Source organism: Flavobacterium humidisoli, from assembly GCF_023272795.1.
Classification (GTDB): Bacteria; Bacteroidota; Bacteroidia; order Flavobacteriales; family Flavobacteriaceae; genus Flavobacterium; species Flavobacterium humidisoli.
Genome location: NZ_CP096829.1, coordinates 4,065,070 through 4,083,274, shown reverse-complemented (window position 1 = coordinate 4,083,274; position 18,205 = coordinate 4,065,070). Strand labels below are relative to the sequence as shown.

At 31.3% G+C, this 18,205-nt stretch carries 14 protein-coding genes and 2 tRNA genes; 7 read left to right on the top strand and 9 right to left on the bottom strand.

The window, feature by feature from the left end; all coding sequences use genetic code 11:
• Nucleotides 1–60 precede the first annotated feature (60 nt).
• The 3 genes from M0M44_RS17625 (at nucleotide 61) to M0M44_RS17615 (ending at nucleotide 3,746) form a co-directional block, all read left to right on the top strand.
• Nucleotides 61–540: an Lrp/AsnC family transcriptional regulator gene (locus M0M44_RS17625; RefSeq protein ID WP_008468989.1), complete on the top strand. Its 480-nt coding sequence runs from the start codon at nucleotides 61–63 to the stop codon at nucleotides 538–540.
• A 92-nt stretch (nucleotides 541–632) separates the two neighbouring features.
• Nucleotides 633–3,218, top strand: a complete 2,586-nt coding sequence (locus M0M44_RS17620) for a phosphoenolpyruvate carboxylase (protein ID WP_248726857.1) — start codon at nucleotides 633–635, stop codon at nucleotides 3,216–3,218.
• A 12-nt stretch (nucleotides 3,219–3,230) separates the two neighbouring features.
• Nucleotides 3,231–3,746, top strand: a complete 516-nt coding sequence (locus tag M0M44_RS17615; RefSeq protein WP_248726856.1) for a DinB family protein — start codon at nucleotides 3,231–3,233, stop codon at nucleotides 3,744–3,746.
• A 52-nt stretch (nucleotides 3,747–3,798) separates the two neighbouring features.
• On the opposite strand, the gene recQ is transcribed toward M0M44_RS17615, so the two are convergent.
• From recQ to M0M44_RS17585, 6 genes are all read right to left on the bottom strand, one after another.
• A complete protein-coding gene (gene recQ, locus M0M44_RS17610) occupies nucleotides 3,799–5,913 on the bottom strand; it encodes a DNA helicase RecQ (protein ID WP_248726855.1) in 2,115 nt (704 codons plus the stop codon).
• Nucleotides 5,914–6,057: 144 nt separating this feature from the next.
• Nucleotides 6,058–6,471, bottom strand: a complete 414-nt coding sequence (locus M0M44_RS17605; protein ID WP_248726854.1) for a DNA primase — start codon at nucleotides 6,469–6,471, stop codon at nucleotides 6,058–6,060.
• 8 nt (nucleotides 6,472–6,479) lie between these two features.
• Nucleotides 6,480–7,448: a deoxyhypusine synthase family protein gene (locus tag M0M44_RS17600; protein WP_095931202.1), complete on the bottom strand. Its 969-nt coding sequence runs from the start codon at nucleotides 7,446–7,448 to the stop codon at nucleotides 6,480–6,482.
• A gap of 104 nt (nucleotides 7,449–7,552) precedes the next feature.
• Entirely contained in the window at nucleotides 7,553–8,956 is a 1,404-nt protein-coding gene (locus M0M44_RS17595; protein WP_095931203.1) for a type III PLP-dependent enzyme domain-containing protein, read from the bottom strand.
• Between the two features lie 304 nt (nucleotides 8,957–9,260).
• The gene (gene aroB, locus M0M44_RS17590; protein ID WP_248726853.1) at nucleotides 9,261–10,328 is read right to left on the bottom strand and encodes a 3-dehydroquinate synthase; all 1,068 of its coding nucleotides are present in this window, start codon (nucleotides 10,326–10,328) and stop codon (nucleotides 9,261–9,263) included.
• 113 nt (nucleotides 10,329–10,441) lie between these two features.
• The gene (locus M0M44_RS17585; protein WP_248726852.1) at nucleotides 10,442–12,757 is read right to left on the bottom strand and encodes an O-antigen ligase family protein; all 2,316 of its coding nucleotides are present in this window, start codon (nucleotides 12,755–12,757) and stop codon (nucleotides 10,442–10,444) included.
• Between the two features lie 187 nt (nucleotides 12,758–12,944).
• Between M0M44_RS17585 and M0M44_RS17580 the strand changes: the two genes are divergently transcribed.
• On the top strand, nucleotides 12,945–14,114 hold the full coding sequence (locus M0M44_RS17580) for a proline dehydrogenase family protein (protein ID WP_248726851.1): 1,170 nt from the start codon (nucleotides 12,945–12,947) through the stop codon (nucleotides 14,112–14,114).
• Nucleotides 14,115–14,201: 87 nt separating this feature from the next.
• On the opposite strand, the gene M0M44_RS17575 is transcribed toward M0M44_RS17580, so the two are convergent.
• Nucleotides 14,202–15,992 carry an ABC transporter ATP-binding protein gene (locus M0M44_RS17575; protein WP_248726850.1) on the bottom strand — a complete coding sequence of 597 codons (1,791 nt, stop codon included), beginning with the start codon at nucleotides 15,990–15,992 and terminating at the stop codon, nucleotides 14,202–14,204.
• Nucleotides 15,993–16,255: 263 nt separating this feature from the next.
• Between M0M44_RS17575 and M0M44_RS17570 the strand changes: the two genes are divergently transcribed.
• Nucleotides 16,256–16,330, top strand: a tRNA-Val gene (locus M0M44_RS17570).
• Nucleotides 16,331–16,406: 76 nt separating this feature from the next.
• Nucleotides 16,407–16,490: transfer RNA gene (locus M0M44_RS17565), tRNA-Tyr, on the top strand.
• A gap of 55 nt (nucleotides 16,491–16,545) precedes the next feature.
• Here M0M44_RS17565 and M0M44_RS17560 read toward each other — a convergent pair.
• The gene (locus tag M0M44_RS17560) at nucleotides 16,546–16,824 is read right to left on the bottom strand and encodes a hypothetical protein (RefSeq protein ID WP_248726849.1); all 279 of its coding nucleotides are present in this window, start codon (nucleotides 16,822–16,824) and stop codon (nucleotides 16,546–16,548) included.
• Nucleotides 16,825–17,112: 288 nt separating this feature from the next.
• On the opposite strand from M0M44_RS17560, the gene M0M44_RS17555 reads away from it, so the two are divergent.
• Nucleotides 17,113–17,694 (top strand): RNA polymerase sigma factor, encoded by a 582-nt coding sequence (locus M0M44_RS17555; protein ID WP_248726848.1) that lies wholly within the window; start codon nucleotides 17,113–17,115, stop codon nucleotides 17,692–17,694.
• Between the two features lie 23 nt (nucleotides 17,695–17,717).
• Here M0M44_RS17555 and M0M44_RS17550 read toward each other — a convergent pair whose 3' ends face one another.
• Nucleotides 17,718–18,197, bottom strand: a complete 480-nt coding sequence (locus tag M0M44_RS17550; RefSeq protein WP_248726847.1) for a hypothetical protein — start codon at nucleotides 18,195–18,197, stop codon at nucleotides 17,718–17,720.
• Nucleotides 18,198–18,205: the final 8 nt, after the last annotated feature.

Here is an 18,205-nt window from a genome sequence, read left to right as displayed (position 1 = left end):
TGTTTTTTATATATAATTTTATACTTTGTAATAGCAATTAGTAATATTAATTAAACAATTATGAGTAAATTTCGTTTAGATGAAGTAGATCACCAGATTTTAGATATGTTAATAGACAATACGAGAGTTCCGTTTACTGACATTGCAAAAAAACTATTGATATCTGCTGGTACAGTACACGTTAGAGTTAAAAAGATGGAAGATGCCGGTATCATCATGGGATCTTCATTAGCCTTAGATTACGATAAATTAGGTTATTCATTTATTGCTTATGTAGGGGTTTTTCTTAATAATACATCTCAAACTAAATTTGTATTAGAGAGAATCAATCAAATTCCATTCGTAACTGTAGCTTCTGTTACTACAGGAAAATTTAATATCTTTTGTAAAATTAGAGCAAAAGATACTAAGCACGCGAAAGAAGTTATCTTTATGATTGACGATATTGATGGTGTTTACAGAACAGAAACTATGATTTCACTAGAGGAAAGTATAAACGATAAGAAGCGTTTGATGCATACTATTTTCAAAAATATGTAATAACTTTTCTTGAATGCTATATTAAAATATAACCTCAAGTTTATTCTTGGGGTTTTTTTATGACTAATTAACCAACCAACTATAACACGATTATGTATACGTTGCCAAAAATTGAGCGTTTTAATCAAGACGTTCTCTCAAAATACCACATTTATAATAGTGTTTTCATAACATTACCTTTTGACTCTATAGATAATACGGGGGTTTTACTTCCTTTATTTACAGAGACTTGCGAAACGGGCTTTAAAAAACAAGAAACACCAAAAGAGATTGTAGATTTCTTTTCTAATAAATTCTTAAACAATACTTCTGAAGATGAAAAAATCGATCTTATGTTTCGATTTATTCAATATATAGAACGTCAGATTGTATTGTTTGATGCCATTGAAGATGCGGCTTTTCCTGAAGTTAACAACATGGAAGGACGCGGATCTCTTCGTGATATTAAGGAGAAATCTGATGCTAAAGAGAAAGATGATGAATTGGTAGAGTTTCTAGAAAACTTTAACGTTCGTACGGTTTTAACAGCCCATCCAACTCAGTTTTATCCTGGACCCGTTTTAGGAATTATAAATGACTTGACAGAAGCTATTCGTCAAAACGATTTACTTCAAATTAAACAATTACTGGCTCAATTAGGAAAAACGCCTTTCATTCAGAAAGAAAAACCAAATCCTTATGATGAAGCAGTAAGCTTAATTTGGTACCTAGAAAATGTATTTTATGCTACAGCAGGAGAAATTGTACATTATCTGCAGAAAAATATTTTAAATGGAAATCCGATTCATAATCAATTAGTAAAATTGGGTTTCTGGCCAGGAGGTGACCGTGACGGAAATCCTTTTGTTACTACAGATATTACACTTAAAGTTGCAGATCGTTTGCGTACCTCAATTTTGAAGTGCTATTATGTCGAAATGCGAAATTTAAAACGTAAGCTAACTTTCTCAGGTGTAGACGATTTAGTGGCAGAACTTGAACATAAACTTTATCGTTCTGTATTCTATTCTAAAGGTGATATTTTTATTACTTTAGAAGAATTATTGACACAATTAAACAAAATTCGAACTATAATTATAGAGAAACATCAATCCTTATATTTGGATGAATTAGATGCTCTTTTAGTAAAAATTAATTTGTTCGGATTCCATTTTGCGACTTTAGATATTCGTCAGAATAGTAAAATTCATAATGTCGTTTTCAAAGATGTCGTAGATTACTATTTGAATTCTGGTTCAGATGTTTTTCCTAAAAATTATTTCGAATTGACGGAAGATCAAAAGATTGATGTTCTTTCTAAAGTAAAAGGAAATTTAAATCCAACTGATTTCGAAAATGAAATTACAAGATATACATTAGAATCTGTTCAAGCCATTAAAACCATTCAGCAAAATAATGGTGAAGAAGGAGCGAACCGTTACATTATCAGTAATAACGAAAGTGCACTAAATGTGATGGAGACATTTGCAATGATTCGTTTGAATAATTGGGAAAAACCGACGGTTGATATTATTCCGCTTTTTGAATCTGTTGATGATTTACAAAATGCACATGCTATTATGGAGCAATTGTATACCAATCCAGAATATGCTAAACATTTGAAATCAAGAGGAAACAAACAAACAATTATGCTTGGATTTTCTGATGGGACTAAAGATGGTGGCTATTTAATGGCAAACTGGAGTATTTATCAAGCTAAAATTTCATTGACTAAAATTTCTAGAGAATATGGAATTAAAGCCATTTTCTTTGACGGACGTGGTGGACCTCCTGCTCGTGGTGGCGGAAAAACGCATAAATTCTATGCTTCTTTAGGTCCAAAAATTGAAAACAACGAGATTCAGATTACAGTTCAAGGTCAGACTATTAGCTCTAATTTTGGAACTTTAGATTCTTGTCGCTACAATATCGAAAACTTATTGAGTGCTGGTGTTACAAATCAAGTATTTAGTAAAGAGAAAAATGAACTAACAGCTGATGAAACTCAAATTTTAACGGATTTAGCTAATTTAGGTTATGAGAAATATTTAAGCTTCAAAAACCATCCAAAGTTTATTCCGTATTTAGAGAAAATGAGTACGCTTAAATACTACTCGAAAACAAACATCGGAAGCCGTCCTTCAAAAAGAAGTAAATCTGAATCTTTAGATTTTGCTGATTTGAGAGCAATTCCGTTTGTGGGATCATGGAGCCAATTAAAACAAAACGTTCCAGGATTTTTTGGAGTAGGTTCTGCTTTAAAACATTTTGAAGAATCCGGACAATGGAACAAAGTAAGCGATTTATATCACAATTCATTGTTTTTCAAAACTTTGCTTGAAAATAGTATGATGTCATTAGCAAAATCATTCTTGCCTTTGACAGCTTACATGAAAAATGACCCTGAGTTTGGTGAATTCTGGCAGATTATTTACGATGAATTTTCAGAAACAAAACGTCTTTTGTTAAAAATTGCAGATCACAAAACATTGATGGAAAATTATCCTGATGGTATTGCTTCTATTCAAATAAGAGAGCGTATTGTTTTACCTTTATTGACAATTCAGCAATATGCTTTATTGAGAATAAATGAGCTAAACAAAGAGCAAACTCCTAACGAAGAATTGATTAAAGTTTATGAAAAAATCGTAACGAGATCTCTATTCGGAAATACGAATGCAAGCAGAAATTCAGCTTAAAAAAATAAAGAAATGATAGCAACAGAATTATTGGAAAATGAATATTCAGGCCATTTTGGAACTTACATTAAAGCAGCTGGAGATGGTATTTTAATTGAAGAATTAGAAATTTCTCTTCATGAGTTTATTCGATTTGTTCAAAATATTCCGATGGATAAATTTGATTATCGCTATGCAGAAGGAAAGTGGACAATCAAAGATATTATTCAGCATGTAATAGACACTGAAAGAATTTTTGCATATCGTGCTTTGCGTTTTTCGAGAAACGACAAAACGCCTTTGCCAAGTTTTGAAGAAAATGATTATGCGGACAATACAAATTCAAATAGCAGAAGTATTCAAGATCTACTTACTGAATTTTCAGCTTTAAGGCATTCCACTTTATTGTTTTACAAAAGTTTATCTGAAGAACAACTTAAAAGAATTGGTACAGCTTCTGGCAATCAAATTTCAGTTCGCGCTTTAGGTTTTGTAATGATCGGACATCAAAAGCATCATCAGAAAGTTTTTGAAGAAAGATATTTGTAAAATTTACTTATAACAAAAAAACTGTACTTGAAAAAGTACAGTTTTTTTGCTTTTATGCCGTTTGATGTTTTCTTTCCAAAAAAGCCAATCCAAATCGAATTTTATCATAAGACATTTTTTCTTCAAAATATTCAAAGTAAGGTCTTAATGCATTTGGATTTTCTAGTTCTATCTGAGCTTTTTCAATTTGAATAATTTCATCTTCCGAAACAAACTGACTTAAATCTATATCATTGCCGTCAACGTATAATTTAGCCAAATGAGAAATGATTGTAGTTTCACCTAAATTTCGTTGCCCAGCAATTTCATCTACTGAAAGTCCGGTTTGAAATAATTCTAATGTTTTTTTATAAGTATTCTCTTTTTTCTCTTTTTTTACAACCGATTTATTTCGATGAAATTCAATTATAGCATTTATAAAATCAGTTCCGTATTTTTCAAGTTTGGCTTTACCAACACCTTCAACAGCAAGGAAATCTTCGTCAGTCATTGGTCTTAAAACTTCCATTTGTCTCAATGAAGCATCGCTAAAAATAACATAAGCAGGAACTTCTTCTTCTTGAGCAATTTCGTAGCGTAGTTTTCTAAGCGTTTCAAAAAGAGAATTTTTAGCAGCTTTTGGTTTTGCTTCCTTGGCTTCGTTTTTATCAATTACTTTTTTGACAACCGTAGTCAGTTTTACTTTTTCTCCCTCAAATAAAACTTTCTTCGCAAAAGGGGTAAGCAAAATTTTATTATGCTGGTGAAAAGCAATTTCGCAATATCCTAAATTGATAAGCTGGATAAGATATTGATTCCAATCGTACCAAGAAACATCAGCACCAATTCCGTACGTTTTTAGCTCTTGATAATTTTTTTCATAGATATAGGCATTTCTCGAGCCTCTCAAAAAATCCACAATTACCGCTAGAGGCTCAGATTCTTTCAATCGTACAATTGCAGACAAAGCTTTTTGCGCGAGAATCGTCCCATCAAAAAAAGTTGGCGGATTTTTGCAAATATCGCAGTTTCCGCAATTCTCTTTTACCAATTCACCAAAATAAGAAAGTAGAATTTTTCTGCGACAACTTACAGCATCGGCATATTGTTTCATACGATCTAATTTTGCCAATTGAATATCAGAGTTCAATCCTTCAGATGCGAATTTCTGCAATTGAATTACATCGGCGTAACTTTCAAACAAAACGGTTTCAGCTGGCAAACCATCTCGGCCCGCACGGCCAATTTCTTGGTAATATCCTTCTATATTTTTTGGAAGATTGTAATGAATTACCCAGCGAACATTTGATTTGTCAATTCCCATCCCGAAAGCAATGGTAGCACAAACTACCTGACAATCATCATTAATAAATTGATCCTGAGTTTTGGCTCGTGTTTCATTATCTAAGCCCGCATGATATGCTTTAGCTTCAATTCCGTTTTTTTTAAGTTTTTCAGCAAGTTCTTCTGTAGTTTTGCGACTTAAGCAATAAATTATTCCAGATTCATTGGGTTTGTTTTCGATAAAATCGATTATTTGCTTAACACGATCCAAAGCAGGACGAACTTCCAAGCTTAAATTTGCGCGATCGAAAGAAGCAATAAATGTCTTTGGATTCTGGAGATTTAATTGTTTAGATATATCTGTTCGTGTTGCTTTGTCTGCTGTCGCAGTCAATGCTAAAATTGGAGTAGAAGGGAAGCGGCTTTTTAAATAACCTAAATTAGTGTAAGCCGGTCTGAAATCATGACCCCAAGACGAAATGCAATGTGCTTCATCTATTGCTATGAGACTAATATTCAATTCATTGAAAGCCATATCTAAATAAGAAAGACTTTCAGGCGCGATATAAACTAACTTAAAATGATTTGTTTTTAAATTATCAATATAATATTTCTGCTCTTGAGAAGATTGACTGCTATTAATAAAGCAAGCAGAAATTCCGTTGGTTTTTAGACTATCAACCTGATCTTTCATTAAAGCAATCAAAGGCGATATGACAATAGTTATTCCTGGTAGAATTAAAGCTGGAAGCTGAAAACATATTGATTTCCCGCCTCCAGTAGGCATAATTGCCAAGGTGTCTTGTCCGGATAATATGGTATTAATTATGGTTTCTTGATTGGGTCTGAACTTTTCGAAACCAAAATTTTCTTTTAGTGTGGTATGTAAAATTTCTGAAGTCATAGGCATATATTTTTTTATTCAAGACTTAAATGTAAAAATAATCCTATAAATATAAAAATATAAATTAGTTTTGTTTATTTCTTGCGCATCATAAAAAAAAGGAACTCCCGATAGAGTTCCTTTGTTTATTAAAAAGAAAATGAATTAATCTTCATCGTCTTCGTCTTCTTCGTCATAATCAGTATCTGCTTTGTCATCGTCATCCTCATCATCGTCACCACCGTCAGTATCTGGCTTGTCAAGATTATCATCATCTTCGTCATCGTCATTGCTAATATCATCATCAAGATCTATACCTTTAACTGGTGCAATTGCATCTACATCAACATCTAAATCATCATCTTCATCGTAGTTTTCAATTCTGTCAGCAAGTTTAGTACTAATTTTTACTAAATAAATTGTATCTTCAGTACGAACTTCTACAGCTTCAACCAATTCGTTTTTAGCATTTCTAAAACGGATAACATCCGAATCATCATAACCATCAGGAAATTTTTCAACCAAAAGGTTTAAAATTTCGTTGGTAAGTTTGGCGTAGTCTACTATAACTCTTTTCATAAATTATCTTATAAATCTAATAAGTATGCAAAAATTAACGGCGCAACAATTGTAGCATCCGATTCAATAATAAATTTAGGGGTTTTGATGTCTAATTTACCCCAAGTGATTTTTTCATTTGGAACTGCCCCAGAATAAGAACCATAACTAGTTGTTGAATCTGAAATTTGGCAGAAATAACTCCAAAATGGAACATCGTGCATCTCCATATCTTGGTAAAGCATTGGTACTACACAAATAGGGAAGTCACCCGCGATACCACCACCGATTTGGAAGAATCCAATTCCGTTTGAACTGTTTTTAGAATACCAATCTGCAAGGAAAGTCATGTATTCGATTCCAGACTTCATGGTAGATGCTTTTAATTCTCCTTTAATTACGTATGAAGCAAAGATGTTCCCCATTGTACTATCTTCCCATCCTGGAACTATAATCGGCAAGTTTTTCTCTGCAGCTGCATACATCCAGCTATCTTTTAGATCAATTTCATAATATTCTTCTAAAACGCCAGATAATAACATTTTATACATAAATTCATGTGGAAAGTAACGCTCACCTTTGTCATCAGCGTCTTTCCAAATTTTGTAAATATGTTTTTGCAAACGACGGAAAGCTTCATGCTCAGGGATACAAGTGTCTGTAACACGGTTTAATCCTCTTTCTAATAAAGCCCATTCGTCTTCTGGTGTTAAATCGCGATAGTTAGGAACTCTCTCGTAGTGAGAATGAGCTACTAAATTCATGATATCTTCTTCTAAATTTGCTCCAGTACATGAAATAATATGCACTTTGTCTTGTCTGATTACTTCGGCAAAAATTTTACCAATTTCTGCTGTACTCATTGCGCCAGCCATACTTACCAGCATTTTAGCACCATCAGCTAATTGCTGCTCATAAGCTTTTGCAGCATCTACTAATGAAGCAGAGTTAAAATGCAAATAATGTTTTTCAATAAACTGACTGATTGGTCCTTTCATTTTTTTTGTTTTTTTTTTTTGAATTAAAAAGTTTTAACCTTTTTGATGTTTAATGCAAATTAAGAATTTTTTAAGAAAAATTATTACTTAATATGCCGTTTTTTTTACACCTTTTTTTTGTATCCTAAAATTTTCAAAACGTCGTCTGAAGTCTGTTGTTCTGAGAACACTTCTGTTGCCAGAATTCCATTTTCATCACGATCAATTAAAATATGTTTAGGTTGCGGAATCAAACAGTGGTGCAGACCTCCGTATCCTCCAATTGTTTCTTGATAAGCGCCAGTATTAAAGAATCCAATATACAAAGGTTTCTCTTTGTTGTATTTAGGCAAATAAATGGCGTTCATGTTTTGCTCAGAATTGTAATAATCGTCACTATCACAAGTCAGACCTCCTAACAGAACCCGTTCGTAAGTATCATTCCAGCGATTTACTGCCAGCATAATAAAACGTTTGTTTATAGCCCAAGTATCTGGTAAAGTGGTAATGAAAGATGAGTCGATCATATTCCATTTTTCTCTATCATTTTGTTGTTTTTGATACAAAATCTGATAGATTGCACCACCGCTTTCACCTACAGTAAACGATCCAAATTCCGTAAAAATATTCGGAACATCAACTTCGGCTTCATCACAAGCAATTTTAATCTGATTGATAATTTCATCAATCATGTATTGATAATCATATTCAAAGGCAAGTGAGTTTTTAATTGGAAAACCACCACCAATGTTCAAACCGTCTAGAGTAGGGCACTCTTTCTTAAGAGCAATGTATACTTTAATACATTTTACAAGCTCATTCCAGTAATATGATGTATCGTTAATTCCGGTATTGATAAAAAAGTGAAGCATTTTAAGCTCTAATTTATCGTTCTCCTGGATTTGTTTTTTATAGAAAGAAACTATGTTTTTGTAACCAATACCTAATCTAGAAGTATAAAACTCAAACTTAGGCTCTTCTTCGGCAGCAATACGGATTCCGATTTTGAATTTTCCTTTAATTTCTGCCTGAAGCAAATCTAACTCTTCATAATTATCAATAATCGGAATAGTGTTTTTGTGTCCGTTATTGATTAATCTTGCAATGTTAGCAATATATTCATCTCTTTTAAAACCGTTACAAATTACATAAGTACTTTTGTTGATTTTGCCATTTTCTAATAAATTCTCAACAATATTCACGTCAAATGCAGATGAAGTTTCGATGTGAATGTTATTCTTGAAAGCTTCATTCATAATATATTCAAAATGAGAGCTTTTTGTGCAATAACAGTAATAGTATTTTGCTTCGTATTTATTCTTTTCCATTGATTTTCTGAACCAAGCTTTTGCTTTGTTGATGTTTTCAGAAATCTGAGGCAGATAAGTAAACTTTAAGGGTGTCCCATATTGTTCAACCAATTTCATCAAATCGATGTTGTGAAACAATAGGTTGTCTTTGTTTAGTTTAAATTCCTCTTGAGGAAAGTAGTATGTTTGATTTATTAGATCAGAATATTTTGTATTCATTTATTTATCAATGTTTAGAGATTGTAATTGTAATTTAATTTTAGGTTTTTGGGGACTTAATCTTAAATTCAAACTCTAATATTGGCAAATATAATTGGCAGTTTTTCATGCTCAGCTTTAGTACATTGGAAAACATCAAAACAAAACGGGCTTTTACTATTATAGAAACGGTTCAACATTCTTAATAAAGAACTATTGAGTCTGTTTCTGTAAGAGCTAAAGTGCCTTTGCTGATTCTTTGTTTTCATGGGGCAAATGTAAAAAATAATATATACCAAATGCAACGCTTTTGATTAAAAAAAGTTTAAGATTTATAATCCTCAAACGCTTCTAGAATCAATTTATTTTCAACGGATTGGTTAATTTTTATTTTTCCTATTCCTTCAATCAATGCAAATTGAATTAAACCGTATTCATTTTTTTTGTCGTGAATTAACAATTCTAAGATCGGATCGATGTCTTTTTCTTCAAAAATCACATCATCATAAATGTCTTTAATCACTGCTTTAATCTCTCTATATTCTTCTTCAGAAATTAATCCTTTTTGAAGTGAGATATAACTTTCCAAAATCATTCCAACCGCAATGGCTTCTCCATGAAGTAAAGTAGTTTTCTCTTCACTTTCTAAAAAATATCCTTCAATGGCATGTCCTAACGTATGTCCGAAATTTAAAGCTTTACGAATGTTTTTCTCAGTTGGATCCTGAATGACGATTTCATTCTTGATTTCAACAGAACGATAAATTAATTGGTCCAATTCATCAAAAACAATAGATTTTAAATCTGAAAATTGTCTCCAGTATGGCGCATCATATATTAAACCGTGTTTTAACATTTCGGCCAAACCAGAACGCATTTCGCTTTGTGGTAAAGTTTCCAAATATTGCGTATCAATTAAAACCATTTGAGGTACGTTGATAACGCCAATCTGATTTTTAAGATTTCCTAAGTCGACACCTGTTTTTCCTCCAACAGAAGCATCAACCATAGATAATAATGTCGTAGGAATATTAATGAAATTCACACCTCTTTTAAAAGTAGAAGCAACAAAACCACCTAAATCTGTAACAACGCCACCGCCTAAATTAATAATTAGTGATTTTCTATCGGCACCAAGTTCTGTTAATACATTCCATATCTCGATACAAGTCTCAATGTTCTTATTTGCTTCTCCAGCTTCAAATTCAATGATTTCGATCGCTAAATCTGTCTCTAATAGAGGAATAAATTTAGGCAAACAATGTTCGTTAGTCTGATCATCAACAATTATAAATATATTAGAATATTTATTTTCTCTTAAATGTTTATTTAAAGCTTCGTAAGCATTCTCATTAAAATGTACAAGATAATTATTGGCTTGAATAGATTGCATAATTCTATGGTTAAGTGAAACCGCAAAATAAGGCATTTTTAACGTAATAATAACTAATCGAAACTCTATAATTTGTTAATATATTATAATTCAAAATAGAGCCGAAATTTCTATTACAAACAAGTATGTAATAGAAATTGCTCAGCCAATGTATAGTTCTTCTCTTTAGATAAATTTAAATATTTACAGGCTTGTGATTTATTTTTCAGATTTAAATAACAGACTCCTATGTAAAATTCTGTTTTTCCATCATTTAAGCCTGGGGATTCTATAGCTTTTTTAAAATATGGAATAGCCAGATCATTTTTTCCTTGATTAAAATAGCAAAAACCAATGTTTTGAAGGGCATAAATATTTTTAGGATCAATTTTTAAAGCCTTTTGATATAATTCAAGTTCCTTGTTTCTTTTTCCTTGACCTCCAAATTCCTGACCTCTAATGATATAATCTGTTATTAAAAAACTATTTTTTTGTTTTAAAAGTGTACTGTCATTAGGAATAACTTTCAATCCTTCATCTATAAAATTAATAAGCCTTTTATAATTTGCTCCAGAATTCTGTAAAGCAAGAGCAGGAAGAGTCCATGCATCAGGTTCGTTTCTATATTTAGTATATAATTTATGCTGTTTTATAACTTCAGCTGTATCCTTTTTTGAAATTGCAAGGTTCATAGCTGTCTTAAATAAATTATAATTTCGTGGTCTTAGATAAAAAGCTCTTTTAGCATAAATGTATGCACTATCTACATTTCCTTTCTGCGAGGAGATTAATTGTTTATAAAAATCTATTCTTCCAGAATATGGATTTATTTTATTAGCCTTAGAGAAACAATTTAAAGCTTTTTGATAATTTTTTTCACGTATGTAATAAATCCCAGCATACTCATAAAATGATTCAGAACTGCTAAAGGTATTTGGGTATTTAGGCATTCTTTTTATTACTTCATCTCCAGTAAGAAAACCTTTGTCATTCATGTTAATATTGTCAGTAGCAATTAAATACTCTAAATTTGAAGCTTTGTAAATTAAAAATGCCGAATAACTTGTTATAATTGATACTATGACTAATATTATAGTTATGATTTTAGCAACTTTCAAGTTGGTTTCTTCATCTTTAGAATTAAAATTATTTATTACAGTAAAGGCAAGTAAAAGACAAAAGAATATTGACATTGTAGGCCTGTACATTGGGAAATTAAATAACGAATCGACTCCGTAAACAATAATCAATAGCAATGTTAAAAGAGAAATTATTTGTTTATTAGCATCAGATCTCTTTATTACATTTTTTAAGTTAATGAAGAATAGAATCACAAAAAGAGAAAAATAAATCAAACCGTTTATAATTCCAGTTTCTGCTAATATTTCAAGAAAATCATTATGTGCGTGCAACGAAACATTAGAGTCATTTGCAGTTGTTCTCTCATACGGGATAGATTCAACTTGATAATTACCTAATCCAATTCCTAAAATTGGTTTTTTTTTACTCATCTTCATTACATTACCCCAGAAAACTAACCTTGCTTGTGATGAACGATCTTCTGTATTTATCTGATTAACTCTATTTTCTAATGATACATATCGGCCTTTATCTTTTGATTTTTCAAAAATTGAATTCGCAAATATAGCTGCTACTAAAACTGGAAGAATTAAATATATAACTTTTATAAAACTAGATTTCGTAAATGATTCTCTCAGCAAATAAACAATATAAATAGAGTAAAGTAAAAAAAGATTAATTAAAGGCGTTCTTGCTCCGGTTAAAAAAATGACGGCAGTTACAGAAAATAATGCAAAGAGAAGAAACCATTTTTTGTAACCTTTATAATATGTGATTCCAAGAAGCAGAAATGGAACTTTAATTGTAAGACTTGCTGCAAGTATATTTATGTTCCCTGTATTCCCTTTCATTCCGTTTAGCAGATCAATTATAGAAGCGTGTCGAGGGATAATAATAAAATTACATAACTGTTGCCAAGACTGTAAGAATGCGCTAATAGACACAATTAAAATAATTTTATAGAGTAAATCCAATTTATCTTTAAGAAGAATAGTAAGATTTATAAATAGACAAAATATAATTACTATTTCAGTAAATTTAGTGTAGACTAACGATGTGTTCTTCGCAACAAAAAAGGATATTCCGCACAATACTATAAAGGCTAAATAAAGTTTAAAAATATAGCTTCGTTTTAATATTGGAAAAACACTCACAGAAGTTACATCTGAATTAAAATAAAAATAAACTCCCAAAATAATATTGACCACAGATAAATAAAAAAATTGTGGATTGATGATCTCTAGACTTTTAAAGTAAGGAAAAAAATCAATTACAAGCAGTGAAATTATAACAGCAAGAACTGTAAAGTTTGAAATAGTTTGCTTTCCTTTTGTTTCATTAATTATTCTCTCAATTGCCTTTGCTTTCATGTCACTATTTTTTTTGCAAAAATAACAAAAAATAAAGTAAATTCTTACTTTACTCCTTAAAAATGATTTGAACCACAATTTTATAGTAAATAACAGATTTCCTTCTATTGAGAAAATTGAAAAATATGATGCCATTTAGTAAATAATATTCAAAACACTCTATATCTTTGCACAAAAACTAAACTTAATGGAAAAAATATTCGATAATACACAGGTTGCATTTTCACTTAAGAGTGACACAGAACTTGATAGAGCTTATTTTCTTTTCAAAATGATTGACAGTGAGCCGTTAGTAAGAATTGGGACTGCTGTAACAAATTTTGCAATTAAAGCTCATTTACCAGTAGAAGGACTAATTCGTGCAACTGTTTTTGACCATTTTTGCGGTGGTGTAAACGAGAATGACTGCCTCAGTGTAGTGGACAAAATGTTTACCAAAGGCGTTTCTTCTGTTTTAGATTATTCTGTTGAAGGAAAAGAAGAAGAAGAGCAGTTTGATGCTGCTTTAGAAATGACTTTAAGAACAATTGATTTTGCTAAAGAGCGTTTGGCAATTCCATTTGCTGTTTTTAAACCAACTGGTTTAGGTCGTTTCGAATTGTATGAGAAATTAGGAGAAAAACAAACTCTTAACCCAGTAGAGCAAGCAGAATGGGATCGAGTAGTAGCCCGTTTTGATAAAGTTTGCGGTGAGGCGCATAAAAAAGATGTTGCATTATTAATTGATGGTGAAGAAAGCTGGATGCAAGACGCTGCTGATGATTTGGTTACCGATATGATGCGTAAATACAATAAAGAAAAAGCTATTGTATTTAACACTTTACAAATGTACCGTTGGGATCGTTTAGATTATTTGAAAAAACTTCATGAAGTTGCTAAAACTGAAGGGTTTTATATTGGAATGAAATTGGTTCGTGGTGCTTATATGGAAAAAGAAAACAAAAGAGCGGAAGAAAAAGGGTATGTTTCTCCAATCTGTGTTTCTAAAGAAGCTACCGACGTAAATTATGATAATGCTGTGCAGTACATGTTGGAGCATATTGATAAAATGGCCATTTTTGCTGGAACTCATAATGAATTAAGTTCTTATAAATTAATGGAAATGATGGCGCAGAGAGGAATTGCTAAAAACGATTCTAGAATCTGGTTTGGACAGTTATACGGAATGAGTGATAATATTAGCTACAACTTGGCAGAAAATGGCTATAATGTTGCTAAATATTTACCATTCGGACCTGTAAAAGATGTTATGCCGTACTTGATTCGTCGTGCAGAAGAAAATACTTCTGTTGCAGGACAAACAAGCCGTGAATTATCTATGATTAAAGCTGAACGTAAACGTAGAAAAGGGAAATAATTTTTAGTTTACAGTTTACATAAAAAAGCTTCAATTTTCATTGAAGCTTTTTTATTGGAATTTGGTATTTATAAAATTGGAATTTAACTATGAATTGCTAAACTGCAAGTTGCTTAAATTCTTATAAATTCCGTTTTCTAAGTTTATTAATTCTTGGTGTGTTCCTTCTTCAGAAATTCTTCCGTTATCTAAAACTAAGATTTTGTCTGCGTTTCTAATTGTAGAAAGCCTGTGAGCGATAATAATGCTTGTTCTTCCTTCCATTAAAACCTCTAAAGCTTCTTGAACGAGTTTTTCGCTTTCACTATCTAAAGAAGAAGTTGCTTCGTCTAAGATCAAAATACTTGGGTTTTTAAGCAAAGCTCTCGCAATTGCGATACGTTGACGCTGACCTCCTGAAAGTTTAACCCCACGTTCTCCGACCAAAGTTTCAAATTTCTCTGGGAAACCATCTACAAAATTGAATGCATTCGCTTGTTTCGCGGCAGCTATAATTTCTTCTTCTGACGCGTTTGGGTTTCCATAAGCAATATTTTCTCTGATTGTTCCACCAAATAAAATGACGTCTTGAGGAACAATACTCATATTTCCGCGAAGATTTTCTAAATCATAATCGTAAATATTTTTTCCGTCGACTAAAATTTCTCCTGAAGTTATATCGTAAAAACGTAATAAAAGCGAAGAGATCGTAGATTTTCCTGCACCACTTGGCCCAACGATTGCTATTTTTTGTCCGAATTCAGCATTAAAATTCACATCTTTTAAAACCTGAACCTCTTTTCTTGAAGGATAGCTAAAAGCAACGTTATTGAAAGCTACATTGCCTTTTATTTTTTCAACTGCAGCAACTCTTGGTTTAGCATTTATTTCTTCTGGGGTTTCTTCTAATAGTTCAAAAACACGTTCTGTTGCACCAACTGCTTTTTGAATCTGTGCGTACATTTCTGCAATTCCGCCAAAAGACGCCCCAATGAATGTAGTATATAATACAAACGAGATTAAATCACCAACACCTTCAACTTCTCCTTTAATCGTTAATGTGATTCCGTACCAAACAACAGCAACAACACATCCGAAAAGACAAAGAATAATAAATGAAGCAAAATAACCTCTGTATTGACCTCCTTTGATAGCGATTTTTACAATTTCTCTAATTTTGTTTTTATAACGCTGAATTTCGTACCATTCGTTAGCAAATGCCTTTACATTGCTAATTCCTTGTAGCGTTTCTTCAACTATAACCTGGCTTTCGGCAACTTTATCTTGTGTTTTTTTTCCGTATTTACGAATGAATCTTCCAAAGATCACAGCAGCAACTGCTACAATCGGTACAATTGCCAGCATCATTAAGGTTAATTTTGGACTAATACTTCCTAAAATTACAAATCCTCCAATAATTAAAATAAACTGACGTAAAAACTCCGCAATAGTAGTGCTGAAAGTATCTTGCAATTGAGAAATATCGGCACTGATTCTACTATTAAGTTCTCCAACACGTTTTTGAGAATAAAACGACATGGGTAATTTTATCAGATTTTCATATAATGCAAAACGAATATTAGAAAGGGAGTTTTCGGTAAAATTTACAAATAATGAAATTCTGAAAAATGAGAAAATAGCCTGAAGTGCGAGAATGACCATTAAGCCAAGAGCAATTTCGTTTGCTTTAGAAAGATCTTTATTCGTAACGCAATCTACCAACATTCCCATTAATTTTGGAAAGGCTAGGGCAGTGGCGCTTGTTAAAAACAAGAAAATCAAACCCAAGAAGAATTTCCATTTGTGGTTTTTAGCGTATTTAAAAATTCGGAGAGCTTTTTGAAGGGAGTTAGAGTTTAATTTAGCTTTAGGTAAATCATTTTCTTGAAATCTTGCCATTTGAATATACAATTAAGGTACGCAAAGGTATAACTATAGCAAATGAATACAAAAAGAATATTCTGAATTAGCTTTCGAACATTCAATTTTTAACTAAAATTTAAAGATTGCATTTTTTTTTGCTTTTTTAATCCGCTGAAAAATAGTTTTGTAGGTGTTTTTATTGAAGTTTTTTTTACTTTTTTCAAAAAAAGGCTTGGAAATATAAAATCTAGCTGTATATTTGCACTCGCAATCACAAACAATAGCAACCTAGTAAAATAGGGCGATTAGCTCAGCTGGTTCAGAGCACCTCGTTTACACCGAGGGGGTCGGGGGTTCGAACCCCTCATCGCCCACAAAAAATCCTTAAGAAATTAAGGATTTTTTTTTAGTTTTCAAAATGCAATAGTTTGTAATTTGGAATTAGATTTTGGGGAGATACTCAAGCGGCCAACGAGGGCAGACTGTAAATCTGCTGTGTGAACTTCGCAGGTTCGAATCCTGCTCTCCCCACCAAGAAACATAAAGCCTATAAGTCTTTTGATTTATAGGCTTTTTCTTTTTTAGCAGCTTATTTTATTTCTATACTTCCGCACAGAATTTCTTTATCTCTTATTTTATAAAAAAGATTCTTTCCCTTTAAACTAAATTCTGTTCGCAAGACACCATATTTATCTCCTCCAATCAAACGAAACGTTAGAAAATAAAATCCGGTTGATTCTTTTGGCTGAATAGTTCTTTTTAATGAAGATGGTTTATTAATATTCTTATCAAAAAAAGGCTTTAAGTTTGCCAAACCATAACTAAACAAAGGTATTTTCTGAATTGTCATCGTGTCAGATGGAATCAATGTTTTATAATATTTTCCTGGTAGAGTAGGAATCTCTTAAAAATCTAATGAAGAATAAATTGATTTCTCAGGCAATTTAAAAATATTTTAAGTTAATACATTCACCTTTCAATATAATCAAAAGTTTATATGGCAAAAAATAGTTGCAAATGTTAGTATGCGATTTTGGAGAAGACTGGAATTGTATAAAAAAAGGTCTTATTTTAATACTTTAAAGTCCTAATAGGCAAAAAGGTACATTCGGTTTATCTTTAATTTTGCAACTCCAAAAATTAAAAATTTGATGTTATGACTGAATTGACTATACCTGATTCTTTATTAATAAAAAAATACATAGGAGGTAATGAAGAAGCGCTCTCAAAATTAATTAACAGACATAAATCTCGAATATATGGTTTTATATACTCGAAGATTAAGGAGAAAGATCTTGCAAATGACATTTTTCAAGATACGTTTGTTAAAGTAATCAAAACACTTAAAAGTAACTCTTACAAGGAAGAAGAAAAATTCGTTTCTTGGGTCATGAGAATTTCTCATAATTTGATTATGGATCATTTCCGTAAAGTAAAACGAATGCCAATACAAAGAGATACTGATGATTTTTCTATTTTCTCTATTCTATCTGATAATTCTCTAAATGTTGAAAATAAAATAATCATAGATCAACTTCAAATTGATCTTAAAAAACTTATAGAAGAACTTGATGATGATCAAAAAGAAATATTGAAAATGCGAATATATTGCAATATGAGTTTTAAAGAAATAGCTGAGGAGAAAGAAATTAGTATAAATACAGCATTGGGAAGAATGCGTTATGCATTGAATAATTTGCGAAAAATTATTGAGAAAAATAAGATCGTACTAACATAAAAGACTATTCAATATTTGTTATTCTATAAAGATTTAAAATCAAACACATTAGAAAAATACTCTTGTTGTTTATCTTCTAAAACTAGCAAACCATTAAAATACGTTATTTTAAATCGGCTGCTTTCTGAAGATAAACGCTTTAATCTATAATTGTAATCAAGTTCTTTTTGAATAGCATTAACTATGTCTAGAGATTCTTTTTTCTCGATTTTAAACCATTTGTCAATATCAATTGGTTTGCTTATACTAAAAACCAATTCATTATCGGCATTTTGTCTTTTAAATAAAGTCAAACAAAAATGATAAACTGCTTCTCTTGATACTAAAATCGTTTTTTCAGTAAAATGTAAATTATACGTAATTCTAAAATTAGCATCATTTTCAAGCTGAACTCTAATTTTATTTACCTCATTTACAAAAATGACTGAGTTTGAGAAAGTATCAAATTTGTAATTGAAATTCTTTGATAAAATCTTTAAGTCTTCGATAATTGTTTTATCCATTAAAACAG

Excerpts from the sequence above, each read along its gene's own strand:
- M0M44_RS17625 (WP_008468989.1), top strand. The coding sequence starts at position 61 with ATGAGTAAATTTCGTTTAGATGAAGTAGATCACCAGATTTTAGATATG.
- M0M44_RS17620 (WP_248726857.1), top strand. The coding sequence starts at position 633 with ATGTATACGTTGCCAAAAATTGAGCGTTTTAATCAAGACGTTCTCTCA.
- M0M44_RS17615 (WP_248726856.1), top strand. The coding sequence starts at position 3,231 with ATGATAGCAACAGAATTATTGGAAAATGAATATTCAGGCCATTTTGGA.
- recQ (WP_248726855.1), bottom strand. The coding sequence starts at position 5,913 with ATGACTTCAGAAATTTTACATACCACACTAAAAGAAAATTTTGGTTTC.
- M0M44_RS17605 (WP_248726854.1), bottom strand. The coding sequence starts at position 6,471 with ATGAAAAGAGTTATAGTAGACTACGCCAAACTTACCAACGAAATTTTA.
- M0M44_RS17600 (WP_095931202.1), bottom strand. The coding sequence starts at position 7,448 with ATGAAAGGACCAATCAGTCAGTTTATTGAAAAACATTATTTGCATTTT.
- M0M44_RS17595 (WP_095931203.1), bottom strand. The coding sequence starts at position 8,956 with ATGAATACAAAATATTCTGATCTAATAAATCAAACATACTACTTTCCT.
- aroB (WP_248726853.1), bottom strand. The coding sequence starts at position 10,328 with ATGCAATCTATTCAAGCCAATAATTATCTTGTACATTTTAATGAGAAT.
- M0M44_RS17585 (WP_248726852.1), bottom strand. The coding sequence starts at position 12,757 with ATGAAAGCAAAGGCAATTGAGAGAATAATTAATGAAACAAAAGGAAAG.
- M0M44_RS17580 (WP_248726851.1), top strand. The coding sequence starts at position 12,945 with ATGGAAAAAATATTCGATAATACACAGGTTGCATTTTCACTTAAGAGT.
- M0M44_RS17575 (WP_248726850.1), bottom strand. The coding sequence starts at position 15,992 with ATGGCAAGATTTCAAGAAAATGATTTACCTAAAGCTAAATTAAACTCT.
- M0M44_RS17555 (WP_248726848.1), top strand. The coding sequence starts at position 17,113 with ATGACTGAATTGACTATACCTGATTCTTTATTAATAAAAAAATACATA.
- M0M44_RS17550 (WP_248726847.1), bottom strand. The coding sequence starts at position 18,197 with ATGGATAAAACAATTATCGAAGACTTAAAGATTTTATCAAAGAATTTC.